The organism is Cupriavidus sp. SHE (assembly GCF_000812445.1).
In the GTDB taxonomy this organism is placed as follows: domain Bacteria; phylum Pseudomonadota; class Gammaproteobacteria; order Burkholderiales; family Burkholderiaceae; genus Cupriavidus; species Cupriavidus metallidurans.
The window spans coordinates 182694-201563 of record NZ_JWMB01000018.1 but is presented as its reverse complement, the minus strand read 5'-3'; the positions used below and the strand labels follow the sequence as shown (position 1 = coordinate 201563).

The 18870-nt window shown below is 59.2% G+C and carries 17 protein-coding genes and 1 pseudogene; 11 read left to right on the top strand and 7 right to left on the bottom strand.

The features are described 5' to 3' along the window. Positions 1-12 precede the first annotated feature (12 nt). The gene (locus RN01_RS09290) at positions 13-702 is read right to left on the bottom strand and encodes a response regulator transcription factor (protein WP_011515340.1); all 690 of its coding nucleotides are present in this window, start codon (positions 700-702) and stop codon (positions 13-15) included. Positions 703-941: 239 nt separating this feature from the next. On the opposite strand from RN01_RS09290, the gene recA reads away from it, so the two are divergent. The 9 genes from recA (at position 942) to RN01_RS09245 (ending at position 10492) form a co-directional block, all read left to right on the top strand. Continuing rightward, complete coding sequence (gene recA / locus RN01_RS09285; protein ID WP_008646499.1) at positions 942-2003, top strand: recombinase RecA; 1062 nt, start codon at positions 942-944, stop codon at positions 2001-2003. A 128-nt stretch (positions 2004-2131) separates the two neighbouring features. Then, complete coding sequence (gene recX / locus RN01_RS09280) at positions 2132-2602, top strand: recombination regulator RecX (protein ID WP_008646500.1); 471 nt, start codon at positions 2132-2134, stop codon at positions 2600-2602. Between the two features lie 339 nt (positions 2603-2941). Then, positions 2942-3613 (top strand): DUF2889 domain-containing protein, encoded by a 672-nt coding sequence (locus RN01_RS09275; protein ID WP_008646501.1) that lies wholly within the window; start codon positions 2942-2944, stop codon positions 3611-3613. 89 nt (positions 3614-3702) lie between these two features. After that, positions 3703-4869 (top strand): ADP-forming succinate--CoA ligase subunit beta, encoded by a 1167-nt coding sequence (sucC, locus tag RN01_RS09270; protein WP_008646502.1) that lies wholly within the window; start codon positions 3703-3705, stop codon positions 4867-4869. Between the two features lie 58 nt (positions 4870-4927). Next, positions 4928-5809, top strand: a complete 882-nt coding sequence (gene sucD / locus RN01_RS09265; RefSeq protein ID WP_008646503.1) for a succinate--CoA ligase subunit alpha — start codon at positions 4928-4930, stop codon at positions 5807-5809. Between the two features lie 313 nt (positions 5810-6122). Continuing rightward, on the top strand, positions 6123-6818 hold the full coding sequence (locus RN01_RS09260; RefSeq protein ID WP_008646504.1) for a TerC family protein: 696 nt from the start codon (positions 6123-6125) through the stop codon (positions 6816-6818). Between the two features lie 368 nt (positions 6819-7186). Next, the gene (locus tag RN01_RS09255) at positions 7187-7732 is read left to right on the top strand and encodes a pilin (protein ID WP_024569468.1); all 546 of its coding nucleotides are present in this window, start codon (positions 7187-7189) and stop codon (positions 7730-7732) included. Between the two features lie 111 nt (positions 7733-7843). Beyond that, a complete protein-coding gene (locus RN01_RS35010; RefSeq protein ID WP_017513504.1) occupies positions 7844-8491 on the top strand; it encodes a pilin in 648 nt (215 codons plus the stop codon). Positions 8492-8701: 210 nt separating this feature from the next. Further along, complete coding sequence (locus RN01_RS09245) at positions 8702-10492, top strand: PglL family O-oligosaccharyltransferase (RefSeq protein WP_017513505.1); 1791 nt, start codon at positions 8702-8704, stop codon at positions 10490-10492. Between the two features lie 22 nt (positions 10493-10514). On the opposite strand, the gene RN01_RS09240 is transcribed toward RN01_RS09245, so the two are convergent. The 5 genes and pseudogenes from RN01_RS09240 to RN01_RS33865 all read right to left on the bottom strand — a co-directional run bounded on the left by RN01_RS09240 (position 10515) and on the right by RN01_RS33865 (position 14128). Then, on the bottom strand, positions 10515-11054 hold the full coding sequence (locus RN01_RS09240) for a glycine zipper family protein (protein ID WP_017513506.1): 540 nt from the start codon (positions 11052-11054) through the stop codon (positions 10515-10517). Beyond that, a complete protein-coding gene (locus RN01_RS32950; RefSeq protein WP_011515349.1) occupies positions 11051-11515 on the bottom strand; it encodes a hypothetical protein in 465 nt (154 codons plus the stop codon). The genes RN01_RS09240 and RN01_RS32950 overlap by 4 nt, the downstream gene beginning before the upstream one ends. 359 nt (positions 11516-11874) lie before the next feature. Further along, on the bottom strand, positions 11875-12120 hold the full coding sequence (locus RN01_RS09235; RefSeq protein WP_024569466.1) for a hypothetical protein: 246 nt from the start codon (positions 12118-12120) through the stop codon (positions 11875-11877). A gap of 178 nt (positions 12121-12298) precedes the next feature. After that, a pseudogene (locus RN01_RS09230) lies at positions 12299-12481 on the bottom strand (cyclic pyranopterin monophosphate synthase MoaC); the annotation flags it as partial. A gap of 756 nt (positions 12482-13237) precedes the next feature. Continuing rightward, entirely contained in the window at positions 13238-14128 is an 891-nt protein-coding gene (locus RN01_RS33865) for a hypothetical protein (protein WP_128646605.1), read from the bottom strand. Positions 14129-14145: 17 nt separating this feature from the next. Between RN01_RS33865 and RN01_RS09225 the strand changes: the two genes are divergently transcribed. Then, complete coding sequence (locus RN01_RS09225) at positions 14146-14529, top strand: hypothetical protein (RefSeq protein ID WP_128646607.1); 384 nt, start codon at positions 14146-14148, stop codon at positions 14527-14529. Between the two features lie 620 nt (positions 14530-15149). Here the strand turns inward: RN01_RS09225 and RN01_RS09220 are convergent. Beyond that, the gene (locus RN01_RS09220) at positions 15150-17645 is read right to left on the bottom strand and encodes an SIR2 family protein (protein ID WP_024569463.1); all 2496 of its coding nucleotides are present in this window, start codon (positions 17643-17645) and stop codon (positions 15150-15152) included. 293 nt (positions 17646-17938) lie between these two features. On the opposite strand from RN01_RS09220, the gene RN01_RS09215 reads away from it, so the two are divergent. Then, a complete protein-coding gene (locus tag RN01_RS09215; RefSeq protein WP_017515140.1) occupies positions 17939-18526 on the top strand; it encodes a recombinase family protein in 588 nt (195 codons plus the stop codon). The last annotated feature ends 344 nt before the right edge of the window (positions 18527-18870 follow it).

Here is an 18870-nt window from a genome sequence, read left to right as displayed (position 1 = left end):
GCCCCCGTGGTGTCAGCCATGCGCGGCCACGGCCGGCTGGTATTTCTCGAGGCAGTAGCCCAGCCCGCGCACCGTGGCGATGCGGATGCCGCCAACCTCGATCTTCTTGCGCAGGCGGTGCACATACACCTCGATCGCGTTATTGCTGACTTCCTCGCCCCATTCGCACAGGTGATCGACGAGCTGCTCCTTCGATACGAGCCGCCCGCTGCGCGTGAGCAGGATTTCGAGCAGACCGACCTCTCGCGCGGAGAGATCCAGCATCTGTTCATTGAGATAGGCGATGCGGCCGACCTGATCGAACGCGAGCGGCCCGTGGCGCATCAGCGTGGCGCCACCGCCCGCGCCACGGCGCACCAGCGCGCGTACCCGGGCCTCGAGTTCGGACAGCGCGAACGGCTTGGCCATGTAGTCGTCGGCGCCGAGGTCCAGCCCCTTCACGCGTTCGTCGACGCTGTCGGCCGCAGTCAGAATCAGCACGGGGACCATGGCGCTGCGCGCGCGCAGCCGCTTGAGCACCTCGAGCCCGGACATGCGGGGCAGGCCGAGATCGAGGATCAGCAGGTCGAACGACTGCGTGGAAAGGGCCGAATCGGCTTCCACGCCATTCGCAACGTGATCGACGGCATAGCCGGACTGGCGCAGCGAGCGCGTCAGCCCGTCTGCCAGCACATCGTCATCTTCGGCGATAAGAATCCGCATGATTGTCTCCACCTCGTGGCCGGCCACAGCCGGCCGCCGGCCGCGGTGCCGGTGGGGCTTGCCAAGCATACTGTTTTTTTATACAGTACCCGACATTCCGGGCGAGCTACCATGAAAGGTGATCGCACCATGCCGGGTTGGGCGTCGTGGCCTGGAAAATCCATCCCGGAAAAGGGCTTTGGGTTCCGGGCGCCGCGCCGTATGCGGCCTATTTATACACCATTGATTGAAGGACGACCATGGACGACAAGAAGGCCGGCGCCGGCGTGAGCGCTGAGAAGCAGAAGGCGCTTGCCGCCGCGCTCTCCCAGATTGAGAAGCAGTTTGGCAAGGGCTCGATCATGCGCCTGGGCGATGGCGAAATCGAACAGGACATCCAGGTAGTGTCCACCGGCTCGCTGGGGCTGGACATCGCGCTGGGCGTGGGTGGCCTGCCGCGCGGCCGCGTGGTCGAGATCTACGGTCCGGAATCGTCCGGCAAGACCACGCTGACGCTGCAGGTGGTGGCCGAGATGCAGAAGCTGGGCGGCACCTGCGCGTTCATCGACGCCGAGCACGCCCTGGATGTCCAATATGCCGGCAAGCTCGGCGTGGACGTCGGCAATCTGCTGATCTCCCAGCCCGATACCGGCGAGCAGGCCCTGGAAATCACCGACGCTCTGGTGCGCTCGGGTTCGATCGACCTGATCGTGATCGACTCGGTGGCCGCTCTGGTGCCGAAGGCGGAAATCGAGGGCGAGATGGGTGATTCGCTGCCCGGCCTGCAGGCCCGCCTGATGAGCCAGGCGCTGCGCAAGCTGACCGGCACGATCAAGCGTACGAATTGCCTGGTGATCTTCATCAACCAGATCCGCATGAAGATCGGTGTGATGTTTGGTTCGCCTGAAACCACCACCGGCGGTAACGCGCTGAAGTTCTACGCCTCGGTGCGCCTGGACATCCGCCGTATCGGCTCGATCAAGAAGGGCGACGAAGTCGTCGGCAACGAGACCAAGGTCAAGGTGGTCAAGAACAAGGTGTCACCTCCGTTCCGCGAGGCGTTCTTCGACATCCTCTATGGCCAGGGTATCTCGCGCCAGGGTGAAATCATTGACCTGGGCGTGGACGCCAAGATCGTTGAGAAGGCCGGTGCCTGGTACAGCTACAACGGCGAAAAGATCGGCCAGGGCAAGGACAACGCACGCGAGTACCTGCGCGAGAACCCGGACATCGCCGACGAGATCGAGAACAAGGTGCGTCTGGCGCTGGGCGTGGCGCCGCTGAATACCGTGGCGGGCGCGCCGGCAGAGGTCGAAGGCTGACCCTGACGTCGCTGTCTGACGAAAGCCGTCGCATACTTGTGCGGCGGCTTTTTTGTTTTCACCCCGATTTTCCCGTATCCCGCAGCGCCGACTGCCGGCTTCCTCGTTATCAGCCGAATATCAGCCGAATGCCCCGTCCCCCCCTCTCCCTGAAAGCCCGTGCCGTCGGCTACCTTTCCCGTCGGGAGCACAGCCGGGCCGAACTCGCGCGCAAGCTGGCGCCTCATGCCGAATCGGCAGAGGAGGTGGAGGCTCTGCTCGATGTGCTCGAACGCGACAACTGGCTGTCCAATGAGCGGTTCGTCGATAGCCTCGTTCACCGCCGGGCCAGTCGCTACGGCGCGGCGCGTGTATTGCAGGAAGCCAAGACGCACCAACTCGGCAATGAGCAGCTACGAGATCTGCAGGACCGCCTGCGCGATTCCGAGCTGGATCGCGCACGCGAGGTTTGGCGCAAGCGTTTCGGTGCTCCGCCGGACTCGCCGGAGGCCCACGCCAAGCAAGTCCGGTTCATGATGGCGCGCGGATTTTCCCGATCGGTGGTGGGCAAGATCATCCGCGGGGCCGAGGACGAAGGCCTGGACGACTTGGGGAAATGACGGGCTATGCGGGCAGCCGCATACCTGTGTACGCATGAGGGGTATTCGTGTGAAGTCGGCGTAGTCGTCGTACCACTGATGCATCGCAGCGAGGCGTCACGTGGACGCCGGCCAGCCGTTGCGCAGGCTGGGTTTGCCGGGATCGTCGCTGCAACAATTGCGTGCGGACAGTTCGTTGCGCAGGATGTATCCGGTCAAACCAGCGCGGCATGTTAAACTCCACGAGTTCAGCGGCCCAAATGGCCGTCCATGGTGGTCTTACCCATGGACCAAGCCATTTGCCGTGATGAATTGCCCCCGATCCGCCACTTTCAGCCTGCCGCGTCAGCCCCTGGTGTCATGCCGCTTTCCCCGCCAGCCAATCGAGTCCTGCGTCACCGTCGTGCCATCACGGCCGAGGCCTATTTGCGGGACGATGGCCTATGGGACATCGAAGCGCGCCTGACTGACACCAAGCCCCGCGACATCGAACTGGCGGGCGGCCGGATTCGCCCTGAAGGCCAGCCGCTGCACGATCTGTGGCTGCGCGTCACGATTGATCTGCGCATGAACGTCGTCGATGCGGAGGCATGCTCTGATTGGGTGCCTTATCCGACGCATTGCGACCTCATCGGCCCTGCCTACCGCAAGCTGATCGGTCTGAACCTGTCGAAGGGGTTCCGCAAGGCAGTTCGTGAGCGCCTGGGCAGCGTTGCCGGTTGCACCCATCTGACCGAACTGGCCGGCGTGCTGCCGACTGCGGCCATTCAAGCCTTCGCGGGCGATGTGTTCAATATCCGCGATGGCGCGCAAGACATCGATCCCGAACCCCCCATGCAGCTCCATGGATGCCACGCGCTCCATTTCGAGGGCGAGGTGGTTCGTCAGTTTTACCCGCGCTGGTATGGTCACCAGCCGAAACCGAAAGCCGGCGCTGCGGCGTCGTCCCCCCAGACCGCGTCACGCGCCGATGCCCCCGCATCAGGTGGCGAAGACACCCTGGCCCACCGGCCCAACGGTACGTCAGGCTGACTGTCACGGTCGGCCCCAGGAAAAGGCGAGAGCCCTTCGTCTCCTATCATTTTTCCCATCCCTTTACGCCTACCCGAAAGGAAACACGCATGAATATCCATGAGTATCAAGGCAAGGAAATCCTGCGCAAATACAATGTGCCGGTTCCGCGCGGCATCCCTGCTTTCTCGGTTGAAGAAGCCCTGAAGGCGGCTGAACAGCTCGGCGGCCCGGTGTGGGTCGTCAAGGCGCAGATCCACGCAGGCGGCCGCGGCAAGGGCGGCGGCGTGAAGGTGGCCAAGAGCATCGACGAGGTGAAGACCTACGCCACCAACATCCTCGGCATGACGCTGGTGACGCACCAGACCGGCCCGGAAGGCAAGAAGGTCAATCGCCTGCTGATCGAAGAAGGCGCCGACATCAAGAAGGAACTGTACGTTTCGCTGGTGGTGGACCGCGTGTCGCAGAAGGTGGCCCTGATGGCCTCGAGCGAAGGCGGCATGGACATCGAGGAAGTCGCTGCCCACACCCCGGAAAAGATCCACACGCTGATCATCGAACCGTCGGAAGGCCTGAAGGATTCGGACGCTGACGACATCGCCCGCAAGATCGGCGTGCCCGACGCCAGCGTTCCCCAGGCTCGCCAGGCCCTGCAAGGCCTGTACAAGGCATTCTGGGACACCGACGCCTCGCTGGCCGAAATCAACCCGCTGATCCTGACCGGCGACGGCAAGGTCGTTGCCCTGGACGCCAAGTTCAACTTCGACTCGAACGCGCTGTTCCGTCACCCGGAAATCGTCGCTTACCGTGACCTGGACGAAGAAGACGCCAACGAAATCGAGGCCTCGAAGTTCGATCTGGCCTACATCTCGCTGGACGGCAACATCGGCTGCCTGGTGAACGGCGCTGGCCTGGCCATGGCCACGATGGACACCATCAAGCTGTTCGGTGGCGAGCCGGCCAACTTCCTCGACGTGGGTGGCGGCGCCACCACCGAGAAGGTGACCGAAGCCTTCAAGCTGATGCTGAAGAACCCGAACGTGCAGGCCATCCTGGTCAACATCTTCGGCGGCATCATGCGTTGCGACGTGATCGCCGAAGGCGTGATCACCGCTTCGAAGGCCGTGCAGCTTGGCGTGCCGCTGGTCGTCCGCATGAAGGGCACGAACGAAGAGCTGGGCCGCAAGATGCTGGCTGATTCCGGTCTGCCGATCATCTCGGCCGACACGATGGAAGAAGCCGCCCAGAAGGTCGTGGCCGCCGTCGCTGGCAAGTAAGGACAACTTTCGTTGCCGCCTGGCCGCAGCCGGGCGGGGCGACTAAAAGGACTAGCAAATGAGCATTCTGATCAACAAGGACACCAAGGTCATCACCCAGGGCATCACCGGCAAGACGGGCCAGTTCCACACCCGCGGCTGCCGTGACTATGCCAATGGCAAGAACTGCTTCGTGGCAGGCGTGAACCCGAAGAAGGCCGGTGAAGATTTCGAAGGCATTCCCATCTACGCAAGCGTCAAGGATGCCAAGGAACAAACCGGCGCGACCGTGTCGGTGATCTACGTGCCGCCCGCAGGCGCCGCTGCCGCCATCTGGGAAGCCGTTGACGCCGATCTGGACCTGGTGGTCTGCATCACCGAAGGCATCCCCGTCCGCGACATGATGGAAGTCAAGGACAAGATGCGTCGCCAGAACAAGAAGACGCTGCTGCTCGGACCGAACTGCCCGGGCCTGATCACGCCGGACGAGATCAAGATCGGCATCATGCCGGGTCACATCCACCGCAAGGGCCGCATCGGCGTGGTGTCGCGCTCGGGCACGCTGACGTATGAAGCCGTGGGCCAGCTGACCGCGCTGGGCCTGGGCCAGTCGTCGGCCGTCGGTATCGGTGGCGACCCGATCAACGGTCTGAAGCACATCGACGTGATGAAGATGTTCAACGACGATCCGGAAACGGACGCCGTGGTCATGATCGGTGAGATCGGTGGTCCGGACGAAGCCAACGCGGCTTACTGGATCAAGGAAAACATGAAGAAGCCGGTGGTTGGCTTCATCGCTGGCGTGACCGCGCCTCCGGGCAAGCGCATGGGCCACGCCGGCGCGCTGATCTCGGGCGGTGCCGACACCGCCCAGGCCAAGCTGGAAATCATGGAAGCCTGCGGTATCAAGGTCACCAAGAACCCGTCGGAAATGGGCCGCCTGCTGAAGGCAATGCTGTAAGGCATTCCCACCGATGTCGCTTGTGTGTGCGCTTAATGGCACGTGCAACGCGATTGCCGTACCTGCGGCGCATGCCGGCTCCTGCCGGAGCGCATCGCCGCATTCGTTGCCCCCGCCTCAGAAGCGGGGGCAATGTCATTCTGGCGACGCAAAATCCTAGGGTATATCCCGAGGCTGTTGCAGCGCGGATTGAAACCGAATCGAAAGGTTCGTACGATAAATCTCCATGTCTGGTAACTCAGACATCCAAAAGTTCGCAGTGGGAGCCCCTGCGGACCTGGAATAACTTAGAAATCGAGGAAGGAGTCTTGCCGTGGAATTGTTGTCCAGCAGCGCATTCTGGATTGCGCTGGGATCGATCATCCTGACCAACATCGTCCTGTCGGGCGACAACGCAGTCGTGATCGCGCTCGCATCCCGCAATCTGCCCCCTGCCCAGCAGAAGAAGGCCATTTTCTGGGGTAGTGCCGCCGCCATCATCATGCGGGTGGTTCTGACCGTGGCCGCAGTCAAGCTGCTGAGCCTGCCGTATCTGAAGATCGTGGGTGCCTTGCTGCTGGTCTATATCGGCGTGCAACTGCTGACCGGCGACGACGATGAAGATGGCCATGACGCCAAAGACAATATCTGGGCTGCCATCCGCACCATCCTGATCGCCGACCTGGTGATGTCGCTGGACAACGTGGTGGCCGTGGCCGCAGCCGCGCAGAAGGGTCCTGAAGGCAGCCAGTTGATGCTGCTGGTGCTGGGTCTGGGCCTGTCGATTCCGCTGATCGTCTTCGGCAGCACGATCCTGCTCAAGGTGATGGAGCGCTTCCCGATCATCATCGTGTTGGGCGCTGCACTGCTGGGCTATCTGGCTGGCGAAATGCTCGTCAGCGACCCGGTAGATGCCGAGTGGTTCCAGGTACACGTGCCGCATGCGCACCTGGTGTTCGGCGTCGTGGGCGCCGTGCTGGTGGTCATGCTCGGCAAGCTGCTGCGTCGCCGTTCCGCACAGACGGCCTGATCGCAAGCCATATCGCGAGCCTGAAACGGGCGACCCTCACGGGGTCGCCCGTTTTGTTTTGTAGGGAGCGAACTGGCTCCAGCAGGCTTGTCTCGCGCTTTCGCCAGTGAAAGCGCGGTTGGACCGGTTGAAGCGTTTGGACAAGGGGCGACGCAAGTGTCCCCAGTTGCTACGACGCAACACCCGTCTTGCAGCATCCACACCACGCACTCCTGTGGTTTTCCAAACAATTCCCACAGCGCTGTCAGATTTGTCCGAGGTCATTGGGACCTTGCGATTTCGCTCGCGATCATGGCCCCGTGCGCATCGCGGATTGCGGGCGCACCCGCACTTTTCCAATCGCACAACACAAATGAAAAGGGGTCAACATGACGCGTCAAATCAAGGTTGTTTTCCTGCGCGAACCACGCCGCGCATTGGAGCGAAAGAATCGTCGAGGCTTCACGCTGATCGAGCTGATGATCGTTGTCGCGATCATCGGCATTCTTGCCGGCGTCGCCATTCCGCAGTACCAGGACTACATCGCGCGGTCCCAGTTTGCCGAAGGCATGAGCCTGGCCTCCGGGCAGAAAGCCGGCGTGATCGATTCGTTCGCGGCGGCTGGTACCTGCCCAAACAATGCGAGCGCGGCCGTCGGTGGCGTGCCCGTGGCCTCGGCGATCAAGGGGAGCTATGTGCAGAGCGTCACCACGGGTGGCACGGCCTCCGATGCTGGCGGTTGCACGATCATCGCCAAGTTCAAGGACGAAGGTATTACCAGGGGCCTGCTCGGCAAGCAGGTGACGTTGACCATGGGTAATGCAGACGGCGGGTCGGTGACCTGGCAGTGCGAATCTTCGGCGGACAAGCGGTACGTGCCGCAGGCCTGCGCGAAAGCGAGCGAGTCGGGCAAGACGACCACGACGACGGGCTGAGCTAGCTCGCATTGCGCCCCGCGCCGGGCCGCCGATGGCACGGATCGGAGGCGTCTGATCCGCGTATCGGCAACGGCCGGGGCATCGCGCAATTGTGCATTTTCGTCGCACATGCCTGCGATTGCGACGTTCCTCCGCGACTTGTGCAACGTCAATTTCTACGCGACCGACTCCTTGGAAGATGCCTCGGGCCGGGCGGCACTCAAGCCGTCCTGGCCAGATGCCAACAACAATTTCCTAGGGGGTCATATGCAATACCGGGTCTCATGCCAACGTTCGCAAGCACGTTCACGGCGCCAGGCAGGCTTCACACTGATCGAGCTGATGATCGTCGTCGCGATCGTCGGCATTCTCGCGGTGATCGCGGTTCCGCAGTATCAAGACTACGTGGCCAGGGCGCAGTTTGCCGAGGGCCTCACGCTAGCTTCGGCGCAGAAGACGGCGGTCGTCGAATCGTTTTCGCAGCGCGGTTCCTGCCCGAGCAATTCTTATGGGGAATACGACGGGATTCCCGTGTCTGGGAACATATCCGGTTCATATGTTCAGTCTGTAACTGTAGGCGGATCTGCGGCGAGCGGAGGTGGTTGCACGATTACGGCAACCTTCCGGACTAAGGACGTCTCGCAGGGGCTCAACGGAAAAACGCTGACACTGACGATGCTTGGCGCCAATACCGGCTCCATCGCGTGGACCTGTACGTCCGATGCCGAGGCTCGATACATTCCTCGATCCTGTACTAATAGTCCGGCGGCGGTCTAGGGCGACTGCCTGGGGCGAACGTAGTGTTGGCCCGTACTACGCGAGCGCGTGGCCCATCCTTTGGACCGAAGAGCATCTCTGCGCAGGCGCCTGGTCCCACCGCTCGGCGGGAGCTCACACCTCCATGTCATCGCCAATCTACGTCACCGATCTATCAACACCCTCACGGCGCCGCGCTATCATGTCGCCTTTGCCCCTGATTGCGCGCGAATGCCGGCACCTCGAGCCACGCTTCCCGCGACGGCGATCGTCGTCGCATTTACCTTGCCCCTGCTGGTTTCGAAGCACACGCTGCCGCTTGCCACGTTCTATGGCGAGTGGACGGCCGGTTTGCTTGGCGTATTCCTGGTCATCGCCCTGGCGCTGAAGCCAAACCACCATTCGGGCTCGCGAGCATCCAGGGCGTTCCCATGGATCGTGCTGCTGCCGATCTGGTTGATCGCCACGACCGTCGCGCAAGCCGTCATGGGTATGGTCGATGTCACCGGCAGCCGTCAGCTCACGCAAATCGTGCTGGCGCTGGGCGCGGCGCTGATGTTGGCCGCATGGCGTGCCAGCCAGTCGATGTCGACCGACGAGCGCGCGAGTATTGTCGATTCGCTCGCGATCGCCTTCATGATTGCGGGGCTCCTCGGCACGCTGGCGCAATGGGTGCAGGTCTTCCATCTGGAAGACCAGGCGTTCAATCTCGTATCTGAATACTTCTACGATAACAACCGCCGCCTCTGGGGCAATCTGAACCAGCCGAATCATCAGGCCACGATTCAGGGCCTGGCGCTGGTGGCTTCGGTGTGGCTCGCCACGCGTGGGTGGCTGCGGTTTCCGGGCTGGCTCGTCGCGGTGCTGCTGCTGGAAAGCGGCATCGTGTTGAGCGGATCGCGCACGGGCCTGCTGCATATCGGATTGGCCGCGCTGTACGCGCTGATCGCCGCGCATCTGGCACGGGGCACGCCTCGCGGCACGGATCCGATGCATCGCGCGCCGGGTCTGATTGTCGCGGCAGTGCTCATGGTCGTCGGCATCGTGGTGCTCCAGCCAGCCATCAAGCACGCTGGTCAGTTGTTCGACTGGCGGCTGTTCGACACCGTCGCGCAACTCCAGTCCGGCGATCAGGTTTCCGGCCGCGGCGCCTTGTGGGCACATGCCTGGGCGATGTTCCGCGCGCATCCACTGCTCGGGGTTGGCTATGGCGAGTTCGGCTGGGCCCAGTTCCAGCAGATGGCCGATGTTGGCAAAACGGCCGAAATGTCGCTCCATGCGCATAACGCAATACTCGATCTGCTGGCAAAGACAGGTCTGGTCGGCACGGTCGGCGTGGCGCTGGTACTGGTAGGGTGGCTCTGGCGCGTCGTGCGCGATCGGATCTGGACAGCGTCGTCGGGCGAGCGCGCCATGGCCGTGCCGATGCTGTTCTGGCTGGCGATGTATGGGGCGCACTCGATGCTCGAGTATCCGCTGCACTACCTGTACTTCTTCCTGCCGTTCTGTTTCCTGCTGGCGTGGCTGGAACCGTCCGGCTTTGGCAAGCGCTTGCCGCGTGCCGTTCCGGCGATGGCGTGCGTGATGTTCATCGTCGTGTCCGCCTTCCTGCTTGTGACGCTCTGGCAGGACTACAAGCGTGTCGAGGCACGCGAGTATGCGCATGAAGAGAAGCGGGATAGCCTGCCGATGCCCAAGCTCTGGTTCCGCCAGCATGCGGCATCGGACAGCGTCGAGCACGCCAGGATCACGCCGGACAATGCTGCCAGCCTGCTGCCGGCGCACATGGCCGCATTGCATCTGCTGCCAACGCCGAACCTCATCGGGCGCACCGCCTGGTTGCTCGCGTTGACCGGCGATCAGGCGAAAGCACGCCAGTGGGTGGAGCGCTTGCCGTACTACTTTCAGGGCGACGAGGCGACGGTTTTCGAGATGCTCTCACGCGACTGCGACGCGTTAGGCGCCGACCGCAGGCCACGCGAGTTCTGCGCCTGGGCGCGTCTACGCGCCCGGCGCGGTTGAGGCACGTTCGCGCCGGCAGTATTCAGCGAACGTAGCCAGGCGGCGGAGGCGGCGGATAGTAAGGCTGGTAGTTGGCCGGAGGCATCGACTCGTGCACGGGCCCGGGCGGCGGTGCGGACACCATCTGCCCGTACACCGGTACGCGATTGCCGGTTGCGTACATGCACTGGACGTATGCGGCGTCGTACTGGCGCTGTGTGCCGTAGGCGGAGTTATAGGCGGCACCAGTGCCAACGGCCGCGCCCGTCAACATGCCGGCGCCCGCACCCACGGCCGCGCCGCTGCCGCCACCGAATGCCGCGCCGGCCGCGGCGCCGAGCGCCGTCCCGACCACCGTGCTCCCCACCGCTGCTGCATTGGCGTTCTGCTGGGCCGTGGTTCCGCCGATCTGTTGGAAGGCGAATTGGCGGCAGTTGTAGTCGTCACCGCGGAACTGGTCGAACGTCTTGTTGGAGCCTGGCAACGCCATCACCGTAGGCCCGGATGGCATCACCGCGCAGGCTCCCAGGCCCAGCGAGGCTGTCGCGGCCAGGGTCAGCAAGCTCAGGGTACGCAAATTCATGAAGACACTCCGGGGTTAGAGGGATTCGAAGATGACGGCTGCTGGGGCGGCACGCGTTGCCATCCTCCGGGGCAATCCTTGACGTAGGGGTAATAGCCCTCCGGCCGGCTGCAGTGGTACCACCACGCATTGGCGTCGCCGGGCGCGCCGTGGTTGCTCACGTTGCCCTGTTCGACGTATTGCGGAGGCTCGGAAGGGGCGACCGCTGCGGCGGGCGGATAGTAAGGCGGGTAGTAGCCGGGATAGTAGTAAGGACCATAGGGCGCGTACCAGCCGGGGCCCCAGCCCCATCCGGGACCCCAGCCCCAGCCCCAACCCGGTCCGACGACGACGCCGACACCAACATGCGCGTGTCCGCCTCCCCCGCCGTGTCCACCGCCGTGCGCCTGCGCGGACGTGCTGACGAATGCCAATGCCGCTGCTGCCACCAGCGCTATCTGGCAAAGCTTGCGCCCGTTCATGATGTACCCCCTGCCTGGCCTGTCTTGCCGTTAACGCGCCTTGTCCTGATCTCGCGTACCGAGGCCAGCGGCGCGCGTCAATCCAATTACATTGAATAGCAATTTGCCTCAGGCAGGGGTAGCCCGGGTCATTCCGAAATGTGGCGTTACCTTTATTACGGGCGGGATATGCGGTGACAGGTACGTGGCGGTCCGGTGTCGTGAATCACGATACGTCCACGATACGTCATGGGTGACATTGACGGCCTTGGCCCATCCCAAGCTGTCATGGGTGCCGGCTTATGAGGACAAGAAAAAGCCAGGGACGTTGCCCTGGCCTGGTATTCCGGCGCCCATCTCGCCACCCGTGAAGACGCCTTTCAGGCGCCGTCGGTGAATGTGTCTCGCTTGTCAATGGTGCTCGCGCCATCGCTGAACACGTCACGTTTGCCAAGCACACTTGCCCCATCGGTATAGACGTCGAAGCGGGTGGCCTTGGCGCCATCGGTGTACGGATCTGGCGTCCTCGCGCCATCCAGGTACATATCTCTCGGACCATTACCGGCATGGGCCATGCCGGCACCTAGCGCGGCACAAGCGGCCGCTAGCATAAAGAATGTCTTCACTTTTCCACCTCCCCTCAGGTGGCTGTTTTCCCCGGCGTAAAAACGTTCGTTCCAATATAGGCGCGACGGTAGCGGTGGTCGAATGCAGTTACGACATTAATGTCATATGCGATATTTCGATGGGGCATAAGCGGTGTCGGTGATCGGGAATGCAAAGCCCGGCTACGCAGCCGAGTCGTTACGCGCCTCCCGCCACCCAGTCGCCCGACTTGCCGCCATGCTTTTCCAGCAGCTTCACATTCCCCATCACCATCCCCCGGTCCACCGCCTTGCACATGTCGTAGATGGTCAGCAGGGCCACCTGCACGCCGGTCAGTGCTTCCATTTCCACGCCGGTCTGGCCGTGCGTTTCGGTGCGGACGATAGCAAGAGTAATTACTAACTTTTTGCGACAAACGAATCATCGATCTTGACCAATCCGGTTGATCAAGTGGTCGGCATTGGAGTAGAAGTGGAGCAGAAATGGAGCAAGTTTCCACGGCACCAACGCCAGCCATAAGTTTACGCGGTGGCGATGTGGTTCGCGATAGCTGTCTGCTTGATGAATGCTGTCAGGATCATCGCCGGGGCGCTGTCACAGTCAATCACTGCTGGTACACCAGTTTCCCGGACCAATACCCCGGACCAGTCTCGGGACCACCACCTCGGGACCAATACCCCGTGACCAGTACCTACCTCGGACCAATACCCGCATCACTGCCCGAACCAGTGTCGGGACCAGTGTCGTTGTCAGGTGTCGTTGTCAGGTGTCAGGTGTCAGGTGTCAGGTGTCAGGTGTCAGGTGTCGGGGTCGGGGTCGGGTGTCTGGACCAATACCCCCGTACCAGTCACCAATGGCCGCCACCAATGCTGACCGGTCCAACTATTGCATAGCGACCGGTACACCGATTGCACGCGTCGTCCGTTTCCATATGCCCCCAATGGTTGCCGCAGTTGCACGACCGGTGTACCGGTGGGCAATGGTTCCATTGGCACCGTTGACATCATTGGGTGCACCGTTGTTACTCGATGCAGCCCCGTTGCGGTAGCCGGGACGTACCCTTGATAAGGAGGTCAACGGATTCACGGCACTGGCGTCGAGCCACACAACGAATGGCGAACTAATTCCGTAGACGAGTCATCGAGAAAGCAGTGTGGTGACAGCGGCGGTAAGGCCGGTCGCTATGAGGTTTCCGGCTGCTCCTTCACAAATCTGCCGGATCGACGTCAGTGTGGTTCTGAGTCTGCCTTCATCAGGGGCCGACTTGCTTGATTCACGGTCGAGATCGTCTAAGAGTGGAGACACTTGACTTGCGGTGTCCGCAGGCAGCGACTTGATGGAAGCATGTGCTTGCTTTACAAGGTCACGTACACTTTCGACGGATAGCGATCCCGTGACCTGCTGGTTGTTGGTTACCGTTGCGTTGTCGGAGACATTTCCTACAACGCCTGCGTTTTGGATGAAAAACTGTTGTGTCACGGGTTTCGCCTCTACTTTCTCAGTCAGGGTGAATGACATATTTTCACCTAGAACACCGGCTTGTTCGAGCTGTAGACTCCAATCAAGGGTAAGGTTTCGGACTGCATCGAAAATTCCAGTCAGGTGTCCCTTTGACAGGCGAATGCCGAACTTCATGTCTTCGCGAAACAATGTTTGGAGAACATGCTGCTGCTCAAAAGAATACTGTAGGAATGCATGGTCGCTTTCATCGGCGAGTAGCGGTTCCATTGACCCAAGGGATTGGCCCACCCGTGCTTCGGAGCATAGGGTGTGAAGTTCCACATTTGGAAACTGCACAGATATCCACCCGCGATACGGGTTGAATGCTTTGCATTCACCGGTAAGTTTTCTGTACGTCGGTAGGGTACTTAGGTCCCGGTATCCGTTTAGTTCGGAATCGATCCAGTCCAGTGCTTCAGTCAGTGCCAGCTTTGTTGCCACTAGCTTTGCGGTGCGGACCAATTGCACAACAGATGTACCTTGATCTACGGCTAAACGCTGTAGTTCTATTACCAGCGGAAGGCTCATTGGATTACTGGCGTCAAGTGAAAGCGACAGTGTACCTTCACGGCGAGGTTCACATAATCGGGTATATGTGGGACATTCTTGGTCGCCGTTGCAAAGGACTGGACCCGGAGCAACGGCTGTTCGATGGGCTTTCAGCAGACCACGTGACAGAGATGGCGCAGCGGGCCGGGACACCGGATTTCACGCTGCACGACCTGAGAAAGCTGATTGCCAGCGTGGGTGCAAGGATGGGTATCGGAGATGCGCAACTACGTAGGATTCTTGGTCACGCGCCGAAGAGGGGTGATGTCCTCCACAGGCACTACGTTGAACTGAGCGCAAAGGACGTGGCTGATCCGCTAACCAGCATCCAGCGGGAGATCACGGACCTTGTTGGCGCGGGCTTGGTACACGACCATTGATTGGGACCAATGGTGGCGATGGTCTTTGACTGCCACAGTCGATCACTACTGGTCCACCATTGCCCGAGCCAGTGTCGGGACCAATGTCGTGACCAGTACCCCGGACCAGTACCCCCGGACAGGCCACCAATGGTCGCCATCAATGCAGACCAGTCCAGCAATTGCAGTGCGGGCCGTAACCATTGGCAGTCTTGTCCGTTTCCCTATGTCCCCAATGGTCGGGACACAGTGTCGTTGTCAGGTGTCGGTATCGGTATCGCTGTCGCTGTCGGGACCAGTTTTAGGACCACTACCCCGGACCACTACCCCGGACCACTACCCCGGACCACTACCCCGGACCACTACCCCGGACCACTACCCCGGACCGGTCACCAATGGCCGCCATCAATGCTGACCGTTACAAGAATTGCGTAGCGACGCGGCAATCTCGATTGCCGCGTTACCCTGCTTGGCAGCACGGTAACGCTCTAAACACTCTGGTCAAGTGCAATCATCCGAGGCACCGCTGATTCCAGCGGTTGCGTTAGTCAGCACCAAGTGGCAGTCGGAGCGAAAGCCAGATGATCGATACTGGCACGACCTTTTCCCTCTCGATGAGAACGGCCGTGCCGGGGTGAGAGCTAACTAAGTTTCAGCTTTAGGTAAAGCCGAAGTTGCGACGAAAAATAGTCATCGTCGGGGAAATTCTTCAGCCCATAGTTAATGCATTCCTTTAGTTTTTGTATTGCTTCTGTATCCTTCGGGCGTGCGCGACAAATTCGGATGAGGCTTGCGCAAAGTGTCGAGGTGGGATACGGGTCGGATGATCCTCGTCGAAGCCGTTCATATTCGAGATAATCAATGCCCTCAGCGTAAAGGGTGCGATCAGCGAAATTCTCGTGGATATACTTTGCAATAAGCGTCGCCCCGAGGGAGTGACGGGTTTGGAATGAATCGTAAAAATCTAAGCCGGTGCGGAAACAATCAATCGCGTCATCATAGCGCCCAATTTTTCGATAGAATCTCCCAAATTGCAGCCAGAAAACTCCATCGTGCCCATACATTTTCTGCGCGTGGTGGTATGTACGCTCCGTGTCCGTTTGCCGCGATTTTGCAGGGAAATATTTCTCATATAGGAAATCGAAGGAGATTATGCGCTTGTATATCTGATATGGTAAGGGGTGATGCTTGATGTCCTCGATGGTAAACTTATTGGACAAATAGTCCAATATTCCCAATATTTCATCTTGCATGCCCTGCATCTCAATGCAATTTCCGAAGTAACAATCAGCAATTACTCTGTGTCGGCAGGCGAGTTGGCCGCGAGAGCCAAAATCAAGCACGATACCCGACAGATTGCCATTTAATTGTTCTTGAATTGAATCTACAGTCTTTTCAAGCATCCCCGCGACGTAATTAATCGGCGCGGCAAAACCAAGGTGATGAAGTGTCGTAACAATTCGCAGAATATTTTTGGCTTCATTATCTTTTACTGAATTATATTCATTGAAAATCTTGGTTTCAAAATTTTCGTGTGTTGTGAGTGAGTAAAGGGCAGATAGAAGGTCGCCATTGAAGCCGCGTTCACGGTCCAGCAAGCGTCCTGCTTGCTTTTCGATGGGCAGGTCAGAAAAATCGCCTAGTTTGATCGGATGCTTTGATATGCGAGCACATATTGCCAGTGCATCTTCATATGTTAATGAACCAAATTCGAAGATCGGCGCATCAGCGGAGCAATCGGTCAGGTGACGTACATTTGTCTTATAATCGTAGACACGATCTTCTAAAATAAAAAGGCAAAAAGATTTTATTCGATCTCGAAGTTCGAGCGCAATAGTGTTGACTGCGTAATAAAATTCGGATGCGCTATAAAACACAAATATTGCGCGAGAATTATCAGAAAACCCGGATATGATTGACATAAACTTGTCAATGTCAATCCCATTCGAAGAGTTGAACTCGTAAATGTAGGGATACTTGTCTGACAAATCCATCAAGGCGGCGCGAATGCCGGTGGTTTTCCCGGAGCCGCTTGGACCGACGACGTGCATTGTGCCGATGCCTTCTCGCGCTTTTGACATTTCGGATGCAATCATCTCGGCCAACCGCGAGATTCTAGGCGTCCTGGCGTGTGCGTGATTGGTAATATATAACCATTCTGGATGTGCGCCGGTGACAAAATGCCGAAGAATGCCCGATTCATTTCGTGATCGCTCGATGGCCTGAAGCACTGGGTTGAATGCTTCCTTAAACCATGTCATTGCACCGATTCGATTGTAGCGACTTTTTCCTGCGGGCAGTGCATCGAGGACGATATCAACAACTTTTCGTGGCCGCGCGTACTTGAAAACCGCTGAAAAAAACTCCTCGGCCGTGGCGTCAATTACGTAATAGCCAGCTTCAGTATAATTTTCCCGTTTGATCGGGTCCGGATTTGGCATGACAATCCAGTTTTGGACCTTCTTTTGAGAGTCACCGTAAGTCTCGGTGCGACGCGAGAGATACGAATCGATATCCGATTCATCCAATTGGTTGCCGATTACGATTAGCCCACCCATGAGCATGCGTTTGGCTAGTTCATTGTGCCAATCGAACGTCTTCGTCGAAGCAATCGCGTATTCAAGATTCGAAAAGATAAAGCCGGATTCAATGTCAGCAATGGTGCCATGAATAGAAACTACCGGGATGCTGCCAATGACATTCTCTGCTGATGCTTGATCACGGTAGTTAAAAAACTCAAAATCGCCGGACGACAAGCCTTTCGCATGACAAGTGGTGTACGCGACATTCAGAACGTTGTCGATATTGGTTGTGTATATACGGTTCCATGCATATTGGAACATTCGCTCCTGCCATGGCTCCACTCTCTGCACAGTGAAGAAGTTTTTGAGGTAGCCGTTAAAATTGGCAATTCGCTTCGCAGCATAAGTGTAAGCATCTTTCAGGGTGGTCTTTGGGCCTGCTTTGGTATCGCATCTTTCGAGAAGTGCGTCCCGTAATCCATCACCAGTCGGAATTGTCCCGTTGATGGACTTGTTCCCATAACTGAATCCCGCCCCCAGAAGGAGAGCAATGTCTCCCTTCTCTATGAGAGGACAGATTTCTTTCTGCACTACCAGCAAATCTTCTTCTGTCATGCTTCCACACTCATTTGTGATTTATACGACGCAATTTGTCGTTTGGCGACACCGAAGTGAATACAACCTTGGTGCGTCGGGCCTACGCAAAGGACTTTGGCAGCATACCGGCACATTTTCAACTCTGATCGCCGGGAAGTCGGCTACCCACAGGAATCCAAGAACACAAGTGCTTCGGTGTCCAAAACCGAGTGTTGGCGGACATCCTGAATCCGCATGTCCAAAACTTAGCTTGTAAACCTATCGGACAGGGTGTAATATTCGGACTCCTATTTCGGACATGTGAGGTGTGGATGTCACGACTGTTTGCTTACTGCCGGGTCTCGACTGCGGACCAGACCACCGAGAACCAAGTGAAGGAAATCGAAGCGGCGGGATTCACCGTCGCCAAGCAGCGCATCGTCGCGGAGACGGTGTCGGGTTCGGTGGCCGCTTCCGAACGGAAGGGCTTCTCAAAGTTGCTGGACAAGCTGGAAGGCGGCGATGTGCTCATCGTGACCAAGCTGGACCGCCTCGGGCGCAATGCTATCGACGTGCGGTCCACGGTCGAGCGTCTGGATGCCGCTGGTGTCCGTGTTCACTGCTTGGCCCTTGGCGGGGTGGACCTGACCAGTCCGGCAGGGAAGATGACGATGGGCGTTATTAACGCCGTGGCCGAATTCGAGCGTGACCTACTCATTGAACGCACGACGGCTGGCCTTCGCAGGGCCAAGGCGGAAGGGAAGACGTTTGGCAGGCCGTCAGCCTTGTCTGAAGAACAGCGTGCCGTGGTGGTGGACCGGCTGAATGCTGGTGCGTCTGTCGCCCAGATTGCCCGAGACATGAGGACTAGCAGGCAGACCATCATGCGGGTGCGGGAAGCGGCGGCGTCAACCTCATAGACTGTTGGCGCGGTGAGACACCAGCAAGAACCCACTCATAAAAAACGAGCGCCGTCAAGAAAATATTGACGAAACTGGCACCGACCTGTATAATGTGCGTCTTGTTCGGTGGGCTTCCGTATGCCGAACATGCAAAGTCCGAAGAGGACTTTTCTCTGAGCGAATTTCGGTCCTTTTGGCCGAATACTCGCACCGCGACAACCGTACTGAAGTTGTCGCGTCTATATGAATTAATGGCGGTTTCCGACCTTGGCTGATGTCGTGTTTTCACGACTGTCGGCGGCGTTTTGCCGTCGCTTGAAGCCTTGTGCGGAAGCTTAATCAGTTCCGCCAGTACCCCGAAA